The organism is Arsenicibacter sp. R0_47 (assembly GCF_057652235.1).
This window is the reverse complement of the sequence record NZ_JBYFCJ010000004.1, coordinates 112,356-129,416: the sequence shown is the minus strand read 5'-3', so window position 1 is coordinate 129,416 and position 17,061 is coordinate 112,356. Positions and strand designations below refer to the sequence as shown.

The 17,061-nt window shown below is 50.7% G+C and carries 11 protein-coding genes; 5 read left to right on the top strand and 6 right to left on the bottom strand.

The features are described from left to right. Positions 1–25 precede the first annotated feature (25 nt). The 5 genes from AC23NW_RS09265 to AC23NW_RS09245 all read right to left on the bottom strand — a co-directional run bounded on the left by AC23NW_RS09265 (position 26) and on the right by AC23NW_RS09245 (position 9,219). On the bottom strand, positions 26–5,386 hold the full coding sequence (locus AC23NW_RS09265) for a hypothetical protein (RefSeq protein ID WP_487449055.1): 5,361 nt from the start codon (positions 5,384–5,386) through the stop codon (positions 26–28). A 248-nt stretch (positions 5,387–5,634) separates the two neighbouring features. Then, a complete protein-coding gene (locus AC23NW_RS09260) occupies positions 5,635–6,855 on the bottom strand; it encodes a glycosyltransferase family 4 protein (RefSeq protein WP_487449054.1) in 1,221 nt (406 codons plus the stop codon). A gap of 96 nt (positions 6,856–6,951) precedes the next feature. Next, the gene (locus AC23NW_RS09255; protein ID WP_487449053.1) at positions 6,952–7,737 is read right to left on the bottom strand and encodes a glycosyltransferase family 2 protein; all 786 of its coding nucleotides are present in this window, start codon (positions 7,735–7,737) and stop codon (positions 6,952–6,954) included. After that, positions 7,734–8,333 carry a WcaF family extracellular polysaccharide biosynthesis acetyltransferase gene (locus tag AC23NW_RS09250; protein ID WP_487449052.1) on the bottom strand — a complete coding sequence of 200 codons (600 nt, stop codon included), beginning with the start codon at positions 8,331–8,333 and terminating at the stop codon, positions 7,734–7,736. The genes AC23NW_RS09255 and AC23NW_RS09250 overlap by 4 nt, the downstream gene beginning before the upstream one ends. Next, complete coding sequence (locus tag AC23NW_RS09245; RefSeq protein ID WP_487449051.1) at positions 8,302–9,219, bottom strand: glycosyltransferase family 2 protein; 918 nt, start codon at positions 9,217–9,219, stop codon at positions 8,302–8,304. Before AC23NW_RS09245 ends, AC23NW_RS09250 begins: the two co-directional genes overlap by 32 nt. A 245-nt stretch (positions 9,220–9,464) precedes the next feature. On the opposite strand from AC23NW_RS09245, the gene AC23NW_RS09240 reads away from it, so the two are divergent. From AC23NW_RS09240 to AC23NW_RS09225, 4 genes are read left to right on the top strand one after another with little or no spacing between them, the layout of a single operon-like run. After that, positions 9,465–12,302: a fibronectin type III domain-containing protein gene (locus AC23NW_RS09240; RefSeq protein WP_487449050.1), complete on the top strand. Its 2,838-nt coding sequence runs from the start codon at positions 9,465–9,467 to the stop codon at positions 12,300–12,302. Between the two features lie 24 nt (positions 12,303–12,326). Further along, positions 12,327–13,106, top strand: coding sequence for a methionyl-tRNA formyltransferase (locus tag AC23NW_RS09235; RefSeq protein WP_487449049.1), 780 nt, complete (start codon positions 12,327–12,329; stop codon positions 13,104–13,106). Positions 13,107–13,157: 51 nt separating this feature from the next. After that, a complete protein-coding gene (locus AC23NW_RS09230) occupies positions 13,158–14,009 on the top strand; it encodes a polysaccharide deacetylase family protein (protein WP_487449048.1) in 852 nt (283 codons plus the stop codon). 27 nt (positions 14,010–14,036) lie between these two features. After that, a complete protein-coding gene (locus AC23NW_RS09225; RefSeq protein ID WP_487449047.1) occupies positions 14,037–14,546 on the top strand; it encodes a hypothetical protein in 510 nt (169 codons plus the stop codon). A gap of 54 nt (positions 14,547–14,600) precedes the next feature. Here the strand turns inward: AC23NW_RS09225 and pheA are convergent, their stop codons facing one another. Continuing rightward, positions 14,601–15,674 carry a prephenate dehydratase gene (gene pheA, locus AC23NW_RS09220; protein ID WP_293842269.1) on the bottom strand — a complete coding sequence of 358 codons (1,074 nt, stop codon included), beginning with the start codon at positions 15,672–15,674 and terminating at the stop codon, positions 14,601–14,603. A gap of 251 nt (positions 15,675–15,925) precedes the next feature. On the opposite strand from pheA, the gene AC23NW_RS09215 reads away from it, so the two are divergent. Beyond that, the gene (locus AC23NW_RS09215) at positions 15,926–16,996 is read left to right on the top strand and encodes a fasciclin domain-containing protein (protein ID WP_487449046.1); all 1,071 of its coding nucleotides are present in this window, start codon (positions 15,926–15,928) and stop codon (positions 16,994–16,996) included. Positions 16,997–17,061: the final 65 nt, after the last annotated feature.

Sequence of the window (17,061 nt, the reverse complement as noted above, 5' to 3'; positions counted from 1 at the left end):
CCGAGTTTTGCGTAAATAATGCCGGCTATTGCCTCAGGATCTTCACCACTTTTACGGCTGACCCCGATTTCACCATCAGCAGATACATACCGGCCTGACGGCCCAACCGGATTGTCTTGCGTTCGACCGGTGCCGGTTTCTGAATCTGTTCGTCAAACCGGACATTCCCCTGCGCATCAGTCAGGTACAGACTAATTGTATGGTTGCCTGTACTTTCCAGCTCCACCTCTACTTCTTCACTAAGCGTTGGGTTACCGAGTACCTTTACATTGACAAAATCTGTACTGCCGGTACGTTCACGTCCGCCTGCCGCACAGACCGTCCGTGGGTCCCAGGTAAGGGTAACCGTATTCCCGTCCTGTCGGGCCCGCAAGGTATACGGACTGACCTGAGAACTTTGACTGCGGATTAAGGCAACCATCGCCGGATCGTCAATGGCTGACTGGCAGTTACTTGTCCAGCCGGTAATGCCGATCGCAAAGTATTCAATGGTTTTACCATTGCCTCCTGTCGTCCTGAACTGAACAGCTCCGGTCTGGCAGTCATAGCCCGGTGCTAAAAGGGCCAATGCGCTGCCAATTGTATTTGCCGCACTCCCGCAACCGGTCGTTGGCGAGGTCGAGGTGGTCGATGACGGAGGGGTTGAGGTTGTTGACGATGGCGGCGTTGAGGTCGTTGCTGAAGGTGGCGTTGTCGTCGTTGACGATGGTGGCGTCGTCACGTTACAAACCGCCTTCCAGTCCCATGTATACGAAACAACGGTATTCGGATTACCCTGCGTTCGGGCAAACAGAATAAATGAACCAGCATCTGCCGCCGGTTTTACGGTATAAGGTCCCGGTGATGTCGTCCAGCCGGAAACGCCTACCGCTGAGTATTCAACCGGTGTACCATCGCCGCCTGTTGAGTTATAGACAAACTGACCGGTACTGCAATTATAGGTTGGCGCCGTTAGTACCAGCGGCGCACACGCCGTAACAAACACAGTAGTTGTAGCAACTGCAACGCAGCTCCCCAGCGTAACCGTTACCGATAACGGGGTTGTACCGCCCGGTCTGTAGTTAATCGTTCTGGTCGATTCACCAGTTGACCAGCGGAAGCTGGCCCCGTCTGAGGTCGATGCTGTCAGCAGCGTACTAGCTCCTGAGCACACGGTTGTGTTACCGGTTATGAATGCAGTAATGGCTCCAGCTTGGGTAGTAACGGCTATCAGCGGACTGGAGGTGAGACAGCCGGAAGAGAACCGTACATCAACAAAATATTGGCCAGCTACACTAACATCAATTGAATTGCTGGTCGTTTTCGAGTAAAAATTATTCGGGCCATAAAATTCATATGTCTGTGCGTTTCCTGTATGAACAGCACTAAGTGTAACTTTTGATTGTGAACACGATAACTGCCCGTTAGATTGCAGTACAACCCTTGGACTTTCCGATGATTGAGAAACAGTGGCGACGGCTGTATTCGTACAACCGCTCTGGAAAATAACTTTTACCGAATAGGTCCCGGCAGTATTGGCCGTAATTGAATTTGACGGTGGCGTTACCAGCGTTGTTACCCCTGATGGTGACGTAAATTCATACCGCGTAGCCTGATCTGTGTGCAGCGCCGATAGTGTCACTGTAGGATTCGAGCAGGATACCTGTCCGCTGGCACTCAGCGTTACATTAGGCAGGGAAGTGCTTGCCAGTACCTGAACAGTTCCTACGCCCACACATCCGTTCGTAAACGTTACCTCCACCTGATATAATCCGGCGGTTGTTACGTCAATGGTATTGTTGGGAGGCGTCGCAAATGCCACATAGCTGGGTACATTGAAATTAGTAAACTTATAACTTGTCGCCGTTTCGGTATGCGTTACGGCCAGTTGCACCTTAGGCTGTGCACACGTAATCTGCCCGCTAACGGTCAGTCCGACTGTCGGCACCGCGTTGTTCGACGTAATGGTTGCCGTAGCAGTTGCCGTACAACCACTTGTCGTCGAGACCACTACCCGATAGGTACCGCCGGTATGGCCGAATGCCGTATTTAATCCATACGTGTTCTGCGTACTGCTTTGTACCAGAACACCGGCCGGGTTATAAAACGAATAAAAATCGCCTCCGGTAGCAATTAGTGTGCTTGTCCGGTTTGTACAGTTAAAAACAGAATTTGTAGCCGTCAGGGTGGCTGTCGGAACGGTATTATTGGCAATGACGAACGTACTGGCTGAAGCTGTACAGCCATAGACGTCGGTTACCCGTACGGTATAGGTTCCCGGCTGATTAACAGTAATTGTTCCGGTTGTATTGGTTAACGTACTTCCATTAATCGGCGAAAATGCATAATTCACCCCTCCACTGGCAAACAGGATTGCAGATGGCAACGAACAGGTTAACACACTGGTTGAGGTACTCAGTGTGGCTACCGGTGCCGCCGTTCCAACCTGTACCAATGCACTCGATTGTGCCGTACAATTCTGGTTAGCCACAATCAAACTATACGTACTCGTCGCGGCCGGCACTAACACTGCGTTGAATGGCGATGCAGCCGTTCCGGTGCCAAAGATATTCGATGAACCGTCTGTCAATGTATAGCTGTAGCCACCTGTTAACCCGCTGACAAGGGCTGTAAAGGTTGACGGACGCCCGGCACAACTTGGGGTAGCGGCAAAACTAACTATAGACGGCGTAGCATTCAGCGAGATACTCTGGGTAGCGCTGGCAGTACACCCCTGAGGCGTACCGACAGTCAGCGTGTAGACCGATGTTCTGGTCACAGACATGAACTGTGCATACTCACCCGTGCCCGGAATGGCGCCGGAGACCGATCCGGCCGGGCTGCCAAGCGTATAGCTTGCCGGCGTGGCCAGATTCCCGATATTGGCTGTGAACGTAGTTACCTGGCCGGTGGCCGTACATAAAGCCGAAACAGAAGCCCCGAATGTGGATAAATCCGGAATGGTATTGACGGTCGTGCTCATGGAGGCAATGCCCGTACACCCCAGCCCGTCAATTACCGTCAGCTGGTAAGCGCCGGTTGCTGTTGCGGAAATGACCGGCGTCGCTTCACCGGAGTTCCATTGGTACCGTAGCGGTAATTGCCCGCTGTTTACAACGGCACTCAGCGAGACGGTTTTACCCTGACAATACGAGGTACTCGCCGGACTGATGGTAACACTGACCGGCCGTACATTCGGAATCACAGTAACCGTAGCCGTTCCCGATAGAGTCCCTGCCGTAACACTCAGCGCATCAGTCACCGAAACAAGGCTGTAACTGGTTGTGCTGGTCAGACTGAGCGGGATTTTTGCACCGCTGGTATAGCCTGTGATGGTGGTTGTACTCGTTCCGTTGTTAATGACTACCTGATAAGGAGCAACCCCTCCGGCAATCGTTACCGTAAGGGGAGCTGTGTTTTCGCCGCAGATCGTTGACGTACCGACAAGGGTGGCCGTCAGCGAACCCGGTGTAGCCAGACTGAACCGGGCCATTACAGGCAGGTAATCAGATGTACTCATACCCCAGTCAGCCGCCGATGCCAGGTATTCCGGCACGACTGCGTCCGGCGAAATCGTTGCGGCTGTTCCGGGAATGTAATTCCTGAACAACTCATCAGAAATGAGTACATGACTGGTCATCCGGTCTGCCGACAGTGACGTTGTTAACCGGCGGGCCGACAAGGTTTGTGTCACAGCCGAATAGCTGCCCGTACCGCTCAGGAGGCTTTCATAAGGGGATGGATTCGGCGCCGCAACGGAGGCGGTAATGTCATCCCCAAATTCACCGGCTATAAAAAAGGCTTCTGTAGAACGGCTGTCGAGGTAGGTTTTCAGCTGAGACGCTGCCCGTTGCCGGATCGAAAAATCAGTTACCGTGCTGCCTTCATGCGCATGAATCCCGACAATATTTATCCGCCGTGTTAACCCGTTCAGCAATGCATTTCCGGTCAGAACAACCGGAAACCGGCCGCCATCCCAATCAGCGGCTACCATACTGACCGACACGACTGAGACAGCCGGAGGAGCAGTAAATAATCCGGATGCATACAGGAAGCAGACCCGCGGGTTTTCCGCTGTATAATAACTGCTCTGTGCGCAAACCGCAACGTATGTTTTACTGGCCACACTGCTTACCTGTGCCGCAATGGTTGTCAGCATGGCCGGATTCGAGACGCCTTGTAGCACATAGACGTCCGCTCCCAGATAGCGGATAATATTACCGACATTCGCTTGCTGGCGACCATCATTCACCCCACTGAATACAGGCCCCTGAAGCAGCGCTCCCAGACTATCGACATTCCAGGTAGCCAGTTCAAGCGTCTGTTCGCGGTTCGGAACTCCGCCATCTGACACAGCCAGTTCCGTTGTACCGTCTATATCTTTCTGAGAACGCGGATACAGCCGGTTTCCCAGCGAACCGTTTTCTGTTTCATCATCCACATCGTAGCCGTCCAGAATACCGGTCAGCGAAAACCGGCGTGGCGGCTTCAGGGAGTTAATGACATCATTTACACCGGCACGGATCCGTAATTTAGCCGTTGCGTTTGTCGTATCCCGGAAGGAAAAATCTGTTTCCGGCACAAAAGCAGGTCTGGTATCAACAATGGACGCACTATCGATTCTTACCAATAAACCGAGGTTGTCCGGATCACCCATTTGCCCGGTTGTAATGAGTTTGGGGGCCGGTAGTGCCGTTGTCGCATTGACAACCGAAAGACTTGAGATTGCCGTAAGCCCGACTGCGCCCTTCTGATACCCCAGTACTCCGCGCACCCTTACTTCGTTACCAGGCAGTATCCCTGTCTGAGCCTGCGTAAAAATTACCGGACTGGTAGCCGGCGTAAACAAGGCAATCCCGCCGGTTTTATCCTGAATGTACATCACCTGACCGTTGTCAAACTGCCGGCTAACAGTCACTGTCCCCTGAATGAGTACCTCTTTTGACTGGGCCAGCATCCGGGCCTCCGCAATTGTTGTGATTCCGGTAAACGGCGTCACCGTACCGGTCACATTGAGTGTTCTCGTCAGCATACCGGTGCTGATATGACTGACTGAGCCATTATTAGCCCCGACAAACAAACCAGTCATCCGTATGATGATGATTGCGGTTTCGGTAGAGGGCGGCAGACTCAGCGTTGAGCTATAAAAAGAGCCGTTCGGGCTGATCTCATAGCCTGCGGACGCGATTAAACGAAGGGTATCCCGCAAATTTGCCGCCTGCAGTGTGTAGGCTTTGGGAGCAGACGGCTTACTCTGTTCTGTCGTAAAACCAGTAATAACGGTTGGGGTCAGGGTCAGGGTTGGTGTAGTTGTCTGAGCAAACGTGCTGTAGCTACTGAAAAGCAGACCAATAAGGACGCTTAGCTTCGTGATTACGCTCAAACTTACTTTTATACGTAAAATCATAAAATAAAGTAAAATGATACTGGTACGATGCATTCAGGTTGTTCTTCCAAATAAAATTATCCTTAATCCGGCCGGAAGCAAAATTATCTTACCGTTAACTAGTTATTTTTTATCCAACGTAATGCTTTTTAGTTACGCTGCCCTATACGCCGGAGCCTCTTTAGTATACTGATTTTACAAATCGGGAAACAAAAAAAGGCAGCTTCTTCCGAAGCTGCCCGAAGATCATTTCAGTATGGCATAAACGCTTACAACCAGTCTATCAATCGTTTAGTACCCTCTCTGCCGGTAAATGCGCTCATAAACTCGCGGCGAAGTACAGCACGGCGCCGGCGCGGATGCGTCGAAATAAACAGCGCCCGCATCTTCAGCACAAAACTGATCAGCATATACAACATAAACAGCGCTGCAAGCACAAGCAGTGATTGTGTATTGGTAATATTCCGGTGCAGCATGAAAAACAAGACCGTATTGAACAGCGAAGCTGCACACAGGAACATAGTCGCCTGGGCATGGCTCAAGCCGTTGTCCAGCAGAATATGGTGCATGTGATTCCGGTCAGCCGCAAACGGTGAACGGCCAGCCAGAATACGTACCAGAAATACGCGCAGGGTATCAAAAATCGGTACGATCAGAATCACAATGGCAATGATGGGGGCGTTAAAAAACGCCGTCGGCTCGAAACGGTACGATGCGTTCAGGTTTATAAACCGGACAGCAAAGAATGACAGCATAAAACCCAGAATCAGCGATCCGGTATCACCCATGAAGATTTTGCTGGTCTTCGAAAAATTGAACCGTAAAAAACCAATCAGGGCGCCTGACAGGGAAAACGCCAGACAGGCCATCGCAAAGTGATTCGTCAGTAGAAACCAGCCGCCAAACGTAGCACTGGCGATGGTCGCAATACCGCCCGCCAGACCGTCGATACCATCAATAAGGTTAATGGCATTGGTCAGGGCAATAAAGATAAAACAGGTTAGTAATACGCTGATTAACTGCTCAATATGGTGAAACCCCATAATTCCGTACAGGTAATCGACCTTCAGATCCCCAAAGAAAATAAGGATCATGGCAGATAGAACCTGAAAGAAGATTTTCTTATTCGGATCAACATTAACCAGGTCATCCTTGATGCCGACAAAGAAGAGGATGGTCATGCCGACAATTGACAGGTTAGTCCGGTAAATATCCGTCTGGTCAATGCTCGGCCACAAAAAATAGCTGATCAGTACTGCCGCGAAGATGCCGATTCCGCCAAAGGTCGGGGTCGGGGTTGTGTGCGAACGGCGCTCGCCCGGCTTATCCATCAATGATTTCAGTTCCGAAATTTTTATGACAACCGGAATCGAAATTATTGAGACAAAACACGCAACCAGGAACGACAGCAAACACTGGTATAGGCCTATCGTAAACAGTTCTTCATTGAACTTATTTTTGATGAAGGCAATGAGTAATTCCAGGTTCATAGAAATAGTTTTTAAAGAGTCAGGCAGGTTAGAAAATGTGACTAAAAATTACATTATTCCGGTTAATGCCAATGACATATTGATCAAATGACATTTTCATTTATTTAACGGATACGTAAAGGTGTTCTTCTTTTCTTTCAGAATCAGCTGAGGCAGTTTCCGCAACGGCTTGAAAAACAGCGTAAACGGATAGGGTTTTATCTCATTCAGTTCCCAGGCCCTGCGATCTTCCAGATTTCCCCGCAACCAGTTTTTCAAACTGCCGTTACTGACCCCACCTTCCCGCATCACGATGGTCGTTTCGTCCATGTAAGTCAGCGAAATCTTATGCTTGTGAATAAAGCGCAGCATCAGCTCATAGTCGGCCGCACTTTTCAGATCAAGCCGGAACAGCCCGTACTGATCATATAGTTTTTTCTTCGCAAAGAAGGATAAATGCCCCGGCATCCATCCCCATAAAAAGGCTCCTGTGGCGTACTTGCCCGACCTGAAATAACGGCGTACGTTGTACACATCGTTCCGGTCCACATACAGCATATCGCCGTAAACGGCATCGCTTTTTGTCCGGTCAAACGTTTCCACCACATGCTTGATCACATCCTGATGCCGGTAAAAGTCATCGGCATTCAGGAGACCAATCACATCGCCGGTGGCCCGTTGTATGCCTTTATTCATGGCATCATACAACCCTTTGTCCGGTTCTGACACAAATTGAGCAATTCGCGTGCCGTAACTTTTTATGAGGTCAACGGTGCCGTCTTTCGATCCACCGTCAATAATGATATATTCAATTTCAGGGTACGTTTGGGCTAAAATTGACTCAATTGTATCCTTTATGGTTTCAACACCGTTGTATACGACTGTGATTATGCTAACTTTCACGCCTTTATCTCTCTTTTTCGCACAAAATTTGCGGGGTTACCCTGGTACACGCCATAAGGCTCCAGGGAACGGGTCGCCACTGAACCCACGGCCAGAACCGAGTGACTGCGGCAGATAACCCCGGGACAAACAACTGTCTGTGCGCCTACCCAGGCCCCTTCTTCAATTATGATCGGCTTTGGCATCAAATCAAAGGTCGGCAACTGATAATTATGATTCCCTGTCAGCAGCATGGCTCCCTGAGAGAGACAAGCATTATCCCTAATGGTTACCATCGAAAAGTTATCAATCCAGACACCCTCCCCGATCCAGACGTAATTACCGATCTCCAGAAACCACGGGTACTTCACGTTGACGTTGGGCTTAATCATTACATGATGACCGATTTTAGCGCCAAACAGTTGCATTACTTTTATTTTTATTAATACCGGAATGGGCAGATAGTTTTTCAATACCAGTGTATTCACGAAAAACCAGAGGAGCACCTTCCAGCGCGGCCCCGGCTTATACCAGCTGTTATTAAACCGGGAAAGATCGGTAACACCCTGCCTGTCAACCCTGTTACTATCTTGGTCCTGCCCGTAAGTCTTTTCCATATTCGGTTAAAAAGAATTCGATAATCGCTTCCTTATTATGCCCTGCATGCCGGTATACTTCCAGCATTTTTGCATCGACCAGAAAACGGTACCACAGACCCTGTAAAAAATGCCAGACCAGTCCGCGCCGGCCGTCCAGAAAGCCAAGTCCGAAAAAATACCGGTAGAAGAAATACATAAACGGCCGCGTAAACAAAGGCAGTGAAGCGTATTTTACTTTCAGATACCGCTTCATTTCGTCACGCGTGCCACCGATCAGTCGTGGCTCCACCCGCTCGGCATTCGTAAAGTTATACTTGATATTCAGCAGATCGATGACTTCCCGAATGGCATAATTATTATGCTTCTGTGTCCACCAGGTCAGGTTATTCAGGTTGTGATCGACAACGTCATGGTCAAACCGGATGTGCCGTCCCTGCGTCAGCTTGATGTGTTCATCCATCCAGGTCTGCTCGCAGATGCCCTGCCCGCGCCGCCAGAACCGCATCAGCCAGATCGGGTAATAACCGCCATGCTTAATCCACCGGTCCATGAACAGCACGCGGCGCTTAATGTAAATTCCGCTTACATCATCGGGCAACCCCGGTAGTTTTTTGGACACCTCCTGCGCCAGCTCAGGCGTAATGTATTCGTCGGCATCCATCCGCAGAATCCATGTTGTCTGAAACGGCAGGTTATCAATGCCGAAATTGAATTGGGTAGCATAAGTCACCCACGGGTTCTGTACAACTACCGCACCTAATGAACGGGCAATCTCCACTGTCCGGTCCGTCGAGAACGAATCGACAATAAAGATTTTATCAGTGAACGGCAGCAGACTTTTCAGGCAGCGCCCTATGTGTTTTTCCTCATTAAAGGTGAGGATGATGACGGACAGGTCGGTCATAGGTGACGGTGGGCGTTTTTGGACTATTTTCGCAACACCTAAAATAATATTTTTGGTCAATAAGGCTGGAAAATCATTATTTTGCCACGATTTTCAAACCAAAAGACAGGCAAAATTATCATTTTTTTAAGAATTAAGAAATGGCATACTGTTTCCCGCCTGAAATCACCGAAATATTGATTTTTCGGCAAGCACTGTACATTCAACAGCCTTACGGTTACCCTGAAAATTTTAGCGCTCATTAAATGTTTAAACTTTTACTTTTCCTGTGCCTGGCATTTAGCACTTTTTCGGTGCTGGCACAACCTTCGGTATCATTTACCCAGCTGCCAAAAGATTTACAGTTATATCCCCGCGATGGCCAGAACCAGGCAGAGGTCATCATTAGCGGACAAGTAAATGATGCCGGTTTTCAACAGGTTGATGTCTCAGTCCTGAAAGAAGGTACTTTTTGGAAATCAGCCAGCCAATCCATCTCCGAAGGGGGGGGCAGCCAATTTCGCATTCCTGTTTCGATCCAGGCCGAGCCGGTCGAATATACGTTCCAGATCACTCTCCGTCGTGGCAATGAAACTGTGCCGGTGACCGAACGGAAACGCATCGTATGCGGCGATGTTTACATGCTGTACGGACAGTCTAACGCCCTGGGCCTTGCCGGTCTCGACGATTACCAGCTCGACGACCGGCTGCTCCGGAACGTAACCTATCCTTATGGATCAACTAATGTCCCGGCCGAGATACGCTGGTATTCCGCGCGTGAACCCTTTGGCAGTGTCGGTATGCTGGGGATGGAAATCCAACGGCATATTTTACAGCAATACGGTATTCCGACGCTGGTGATAAACGGTGGTATTGGCGGAGCCAGTATTCTGGAACTTGGCAACCGGACGCCCGCCAATCATGCTGACTACAGTAATTACTATGGTAGCTTACTGTACCGGGCGCAGTGGGCCGGTGTGGCCGATAAGGTGAAGGCCATTATTTACAAACAAGGCGAAAATGAAGCAGGGGGCGAACCGGCGGGCTATGCCGATAAATTCCGGACGTTCTACAACCAGCTCCGCGAAGACTTCGGGCAAGCCCCGAAAATCTACATCGGTCAGATCAATATTATGACGCCCTCAGTGCCGGGGGCCGGTGATCTCCGCGATTTTCAGCGCCGTACGCCACAGCTATATGCCAACCTCGCTGCTGTCGCTACTGTCGGCGCCGTTGGCTATGATGGTCTCCATTATGAGCCAAGGGCCAATCAGCAGCTGGCGCTTGAACAGTTCCGGCTTATTGCCCGCGATATCTACGGGTCTACTGATACCCGGCAGATCAATTCGCCGGACATTAAAAAAATAGCCTATAACGAACGTCGGGATGAGCTGACGCTGACGTTTGATGATGACATGCAGATGGTATGGCCACAAGACACAACCATCTACAATCCGTTGACGGGTAATCAGGTCACCCGCCGCATGGCAGATTTCATTTATCTGGACGAGCAGCCGGGGCTGGTCAGAAGTGGCCGTGCAGAAGGCAACCGGATAGTTTTGACACTTGCCTCACCGCAGACGGCCAGGACAGTCACCTACCTGCCCCCGTTTTACAGTACAGCCGAATTACCGTTCTATCAGGGACCCTACCTGAAAAACAGCCGCGGCATGCGGGCGTTTAGTTTTTCGAAGGTTGCGATTGATGCCGTACCGGTCATTGTCACGCCCCCCGCAGCACCAGGCAACCTGGTGGCGTCAGCCGGTTCTCCGACTATGATTACCCTTACCTGGCAGGACAACGCCGACAATGAAGCCGGCTTTGAGATAGAGCAGCAACAGGCTGACGGATCGTTCCGCCGGATTGCAACTCCTGCCGCAAACAGCCAGTCATTTCAGGTGACCGGTCTTGCCGAACAAACGGGCTATTCTTTCAGAATAAGGGCCGTTAACAGTATCGGCGCGTCAGCTTATACCAATACAGCATCGGCATCAACCCCTGCATCCATCCCGCTTCAGCCTCAGAGCCTTACCGCTACTGCCATTTTTTCTAACAGTGTTAACCTGTCGTGGGCCGACCGTGCTTTTAATGAAACCGGCTACGAAATTGAGCAGAGTACAACCGGACAAAGCTTTACCCGTGTAGCCGCGCTTTCGCCCGGATCAACGACTTATGCAGCTACAAATCTGACGGAAAATACAACGTACATTTTCCGGGTACGGGCCGTAAATAGTGCCGGTGCATCAGCCTGGAGTAATACGCTTCCGGTAACAACACCGATCTCTGTCCCATTGACGCCGGGAAGCCTGACTGCGGTTGCCGCGACTCCTTCAAGCCTGACGCTTGCCTGGCAGGATGCCGCGTTTAACGAAACCACCTATGAAGTAGAACAGGCGACCCCGGGGCAGTCGTTTACCCGCGTAGCCTCGCTGACAGCGAACGTTGCCAGCTTCTCCCTTGCAGGGCTGACCGAAACGACGACCTACCTGTTCCGGGTACGGGCGGTGAATAGTGCCGGAGCGTCTCCTTACAGCAACACCCTGACCGTTACCACACCGGCTACCCTGCCGGCCGCCCCGACCAACCTGACTGCCGGTGCTTTCACGCCGACGAGCATTTCGCTGGTCTGGTCCGATAATGCATTCAACGAAACGGGGTATGACATTGAGCAAAGCACCGGATCGGGCGAGTATCAGAAGGTGGCTACCCTACCGCCGAATTCCACTACCTACATCAGCAGCGGCTTAACTGAAGCCACGCTTTACCGGTTCCGGGTACGGGCCGTAAACAGCGCCGGTGGTTCCGCCTACAGCAACATTGCCCAGTCGCTCCCGCTGATTCTCGGCGTAGAAGACCTGACGGGAAGCCTGCGGATCTATCCGAATCCGGTCCGGACCGGCCAGTATTTGCAGGTCGAACACGATCAGCCTATCTTTACGGGCTTTGATGTGTATACGATTGACGGCCGTGTCCTGTCATCCGGTCAGCAAAAAGCATCCCGCACGCTGTCGGTTCCGCTGGTACAGGCCGCTGCCGGCCGGTACATTGTACTTCTCCGGACTACTTCCGGACAACCAATCCGAAAACACATTCTGGTATATTAGCCTAACAAACAGTTTCCTGATAGCATGAACGACAAAAAAATGCGCCTTGTATTTCTAACCCAGGACGATCCGTTTTACCTGGCCCGCAACATTGATTACCTCGTTAAGCATCTGCCTCCCTATGCCGAGGTTGTTGCGACCGTGGTATTTGATGTATCGCCTTTCGGAAAACGGGAAAGTTTTTCGGATAAGATGAAAAAGACGCTCGACATTTTCGGGCTGCCATTCTTTATCCGGTATGGCGTAAAATTTGTCAAGTCGAAGCTGGATCCGCGCAACAATGTCCGCAAGGTGCTGGCAGGCTTTAAAATCCCGCTGATTCACATTGAAGGGAATATTAATAAAGACGAAAATCTGGCGAAGATCAAGGCCTACCAGCCCGACCTGCTGGTATCCATTGCCGGTAATCAGATTTTCAGACAAAAGCTACTGGATACGGCTACGCACGGCTGCATTAACCTGCATACAGCCCTGTTGCCTAAATACCGTGGTCTGATGCCATCATTCTGGGTATTACGGCATAATGAAAAACGCACGGGCGTATCCGTTTTCTTTGTGGATGAAGGCATTGACAGCGGTCCGATTCTCGTACAGAATCCGGTCGAAATCGGGAATATGTCCCAGGAAGAGCTGATTCATGTCACCAAGAAGATGGGCATGGACGCTATTCTCGAGGCTATCGATAAAATTCATTCCGGTAATTATCAGCTTCAGGAAAATGATGCGTCGCAGATGACGTACTTTACCTTCCCGACGAAGGAAGATGTACAGGCGTTTAAGGCGGCCGGTAAAAAATTCTATTAATGCTCCGTCACCGGGTCAGTCAGCCATCCTGTCCGGTGCAAATTTCTACACATGAATATCCTGACGTTTGATATCGAAGAGTGGTTTCATATTCTGGACAACGCCTCAACCCGGACCGAAGCCGAATGGAGCCGGTATGAGTCGCGTATCCACCGGAACATGGACCTGATTTTCCAGCTGCTCGATGAAACCAATTCACGGGCGACATTTTTCTGTCTGGGCTGGGTTGCCGAAAAATATCCTGACGTAATCAAACGGATTGATGCGGCGGGCTATGAGGTGGCTACCCATTCGTATGCCCATCAGCTGGCTTATGAGCAGACACCCGCCGAATTCACGGAAGACCTGCAGCGGTCGATAAAGGCATTACAGGATGTAACGGGCAAAGCTGTCAGGGCATACCGTGCGCCCGGCTTTTCGATCAAATTCCTGAACCGCTGGGTATTCCCGATCCTGCTCGAAAACGGAATCAATATGGACTGCTCGGTCTTTTCAGCGCGCCGTTCACACGGTGGGGATGCGGCATTCGGGATCACCGCCCCAAGCCTGATCGATATCAACGGGGCACCACTTAAGGAGTTTCCGATCAACACGGTGAGTATTGCCGGGCAGGATGTTATTTTCTCCGGCGGGGGATATTTCCGGCTGCTACCCTACCCGGTTATTCACCGGTTTACGCAGAAATCGTCGTATGTGATGACCTATTTTCACCCGCGGGATTTTGACCATACCCAACCGGTCATCGACGATCTGGGCATGGCACGCCGGTTTAAATCGTACTACGGCCTGAAGGGTTGCTGGCCGAAGCTGCACCGGTTGCTGAAAAATTTTGAATTCATCGATCTGGCCGAGGCCGACCGCCGGATTGACTGGAACGCCGTTCCTAAAAAATCATTTGGGTAATATTTTCAGGGAGCTTATATTTCTCCCATGAAACACCATACATTCATTGAAGTCCAGCGGAACAAATACAGGTGGATACCAGTATATCTACTGGCCGCTTATCCGCTGGTTTTTCTTTATCTCGTTGATATAACCATTTTCATGGACGATGTCTGGTTTGTTCCAGCTATTTTGATCGCTTTTTTTCTAGGTAAGTGTGCATTTGTTTACCTGATTTTGTTCAAAAAATTTGAAACCAGAATAGACCACAAAGACGTTCGGTTCCGGTATTTTCCGTGGGCCAAATGGATGGTTTATTCTTGGGAGGAAATTCAGGAGGCTTACGTCAGGGAGTTTGCATTAATCGGGGAATATCCGCAGGGCGTAGGCGGAACCAGGCAGGGTCCCGGCGGCTGGGTGTATTCAATGGATGGTACGTGGGGGCTTCAGCTTGTCAAAAAAAGCGGAGCCCGAATCCTGATCGGAACGAAACGACCGGATGAAATCCGCCGGTTTCTGGAGACCAGACAAACCGAGAGTAATCAGTCCGGCAAATAACTGTTTATCTTTTTGCTGAAGCGACAAGGCCTGCCCTGTCGCTTCAGTTTTTTTTTACGAGACCCGCACGTAACTGCCGACCCATTTCACATCAGCAGCATGGTGGTTCAGAATTTCCTGAAGGCGCGGTTCATCGGCATGGCCTTCGCACTCCAGCAAAAACCAGTACACAAACGACGCACCACCGCGCATCGGACGGCTTTCAATTTTGGTCAGGTTAATCCGGCGGGCGTTAAACTCCTGGAGGAACTCCGCCAGCACACCCGGCGATTCGGTGTTGGGCAGCCGGGCAATCAGGGTTGTTTTATCCTGGCCGCTAGGCTGGTTCTTAAAATCTTTTGCCAGAATCAGGAAGCGCGTCCGGTTCAGGTCACTATCCTCAATGTTATCAAATAATACCGGCACGCCGAATAATTTAGCCGCAATGGTTGAGCATATCGCCGCTGCATTCGGTTGCTGAGCGGCCAGTTTTGCGGCTTTTGATGTTGACTCTACCGGTACTAATTCAGCTTTCAACCCATCAAACGAGTCATTCAGGAACTTGCTGCACTGACGGAACGCAATGTCCTTTGAATAAATATGGGTAATGTCGGCGAGATTTTCGGCCTGCGTCGCAAACGTAAAATGCACCGGGATTTCGGCCTCGGCCGCAATCATCAGCTCCTTTTCATTCAGCAGGTCGATGGTCTCAAAGACAACACCTTCCTGATTGTTTTCGATGGGTACTACCCCAAACCGTGCCCGGCCGGTCTCCACGCTTTCAAACACCGAACGGATGGTTGGCAACGCCATATATGCGCTCATTGCCCCGAACCGGCTTTCGGCGGCCTGGTGGGTAAAACTGCCGTCCGGACCCAGAAAAGCTACGTGTTCCGGTAGCTCAAGGTTACGGGAAACGGCAAAAATTTCCAGAAAAACAGCCTCAATCGCGGCGCGGGTCATTAATCCGTTATTCTGCTGTTCTAACCGGTCGATAATCTGCTTTTCGCGTTCCGGCCGGTAGATCACAGCATTCGTTGAACGCTTTAGTTCACCCACATGACGAACCAGTTCCATGCGTTCGTTCAGCAGGGTCAGCATTTGATCGTCAATGGCGTCAATAGCGTTTCGGAGAGAGTCTAGTGTCAACAAATCAGTAAGAGGTCAGTCAATAGCTGCAAATTTACACCTTATGCCTTTATACCATTGCTAAAGGGGCATTTTTCCTTCTGCTTACCCGATTTTTAATCCTATTGAGAGGCAATGCCGTGTTCCCGCAGGAAAAAAAACGCAAACAACTTTTAAACACTCCCCGTTCTAATTACGATGTTACCCCATGCAGGGCCACAAAAGGCATCCTCCGGACGGGTTCATATTTCACTTATCTATAATCTCAACGTATGAACAAGACCATGAAACGGTACGGCTGGTCGTACCTTGTTGCCGCAACAATGCTATTTTCAGCGCCTGCCTTCGTCGGCTGTAACGGAACAGATCCGGACCCACAATCACCAGGTACCGGTACAACGCCTCCAGGCTCAACTACAACCCCTCCGGGTACTGGCACGGTCACCAATCCACCAAGCTCAACAACGTCGACTCCCGGTAATTCAACGGTCGTTCCCGGCACTGACTATATCAAAAATGCCGGCAATCTGACGTTCTTATCAGCTGCCATAGCCCGTGCCGGTCTGGAACAGGATCTGCGCTCAGGTTCGCTGACGATTTTCGCGCCTTCTGATGATGCCTTTAAAGCAGCCGGTTATGCCAGCGCAGCAGCTGTCAGCGCCGCAAACGCCGCTGACCTGAAACGTATTCTTCAGTACCACGTACTGGGTTCGCAGATTGACCAGGCCGCTTTCCCGACCGCAGTCAATACGTCATATCAGACAACGCTGTCGGATGGCCGCCTGTCCGTATACAAAACTGCGGATAATGTTATCAGTGTGAACAACGCAAAAGTAGTTCAGGTAAATATTGCCGCTACTAACGGGGTAATTCATGTTATCGACAAGGTATTGATGCCACCGACAGTGACGGTGCTCGACTTTGCTAAAGGTAACGCTGACCTGTCATTCTTTGCAGCGGCTGTTGAACGGGCCGGTACTACTGTCCAAAACAGCTTAGCAGCTAATGCCCAGAACGGTATTACGGTCTTTGCTCCGACGAATGCCGCCTTCAAGGCTGCGGGTTATGCAGATGAAGCAGCCGTACGGGCCGCCAACGCCCAGACACTGGCAAACCTGCTGAACTACCACGTGTTGACCTACCGTGCATTCTCCAGCACTTTCCAGAACGGTGCTGACCTTGTAACGGCACAGGGAACCAGCATCCGGACAAATGTTAGCGCTGGAAAAGTTACGATCCTGGGTAAAGGCAATGGCACCAACGTTGCCAACGTAACGTCAGCCGATCAGGTGACTACGAATGGTGTTGTCCACATCATTGACCGTGTGCTGATGCCACAGTAAGTTGCATACCGGATACCTGATTAAAACAGGGTAGTCCGAAACCGTTGACTACCGCCATGCATGTG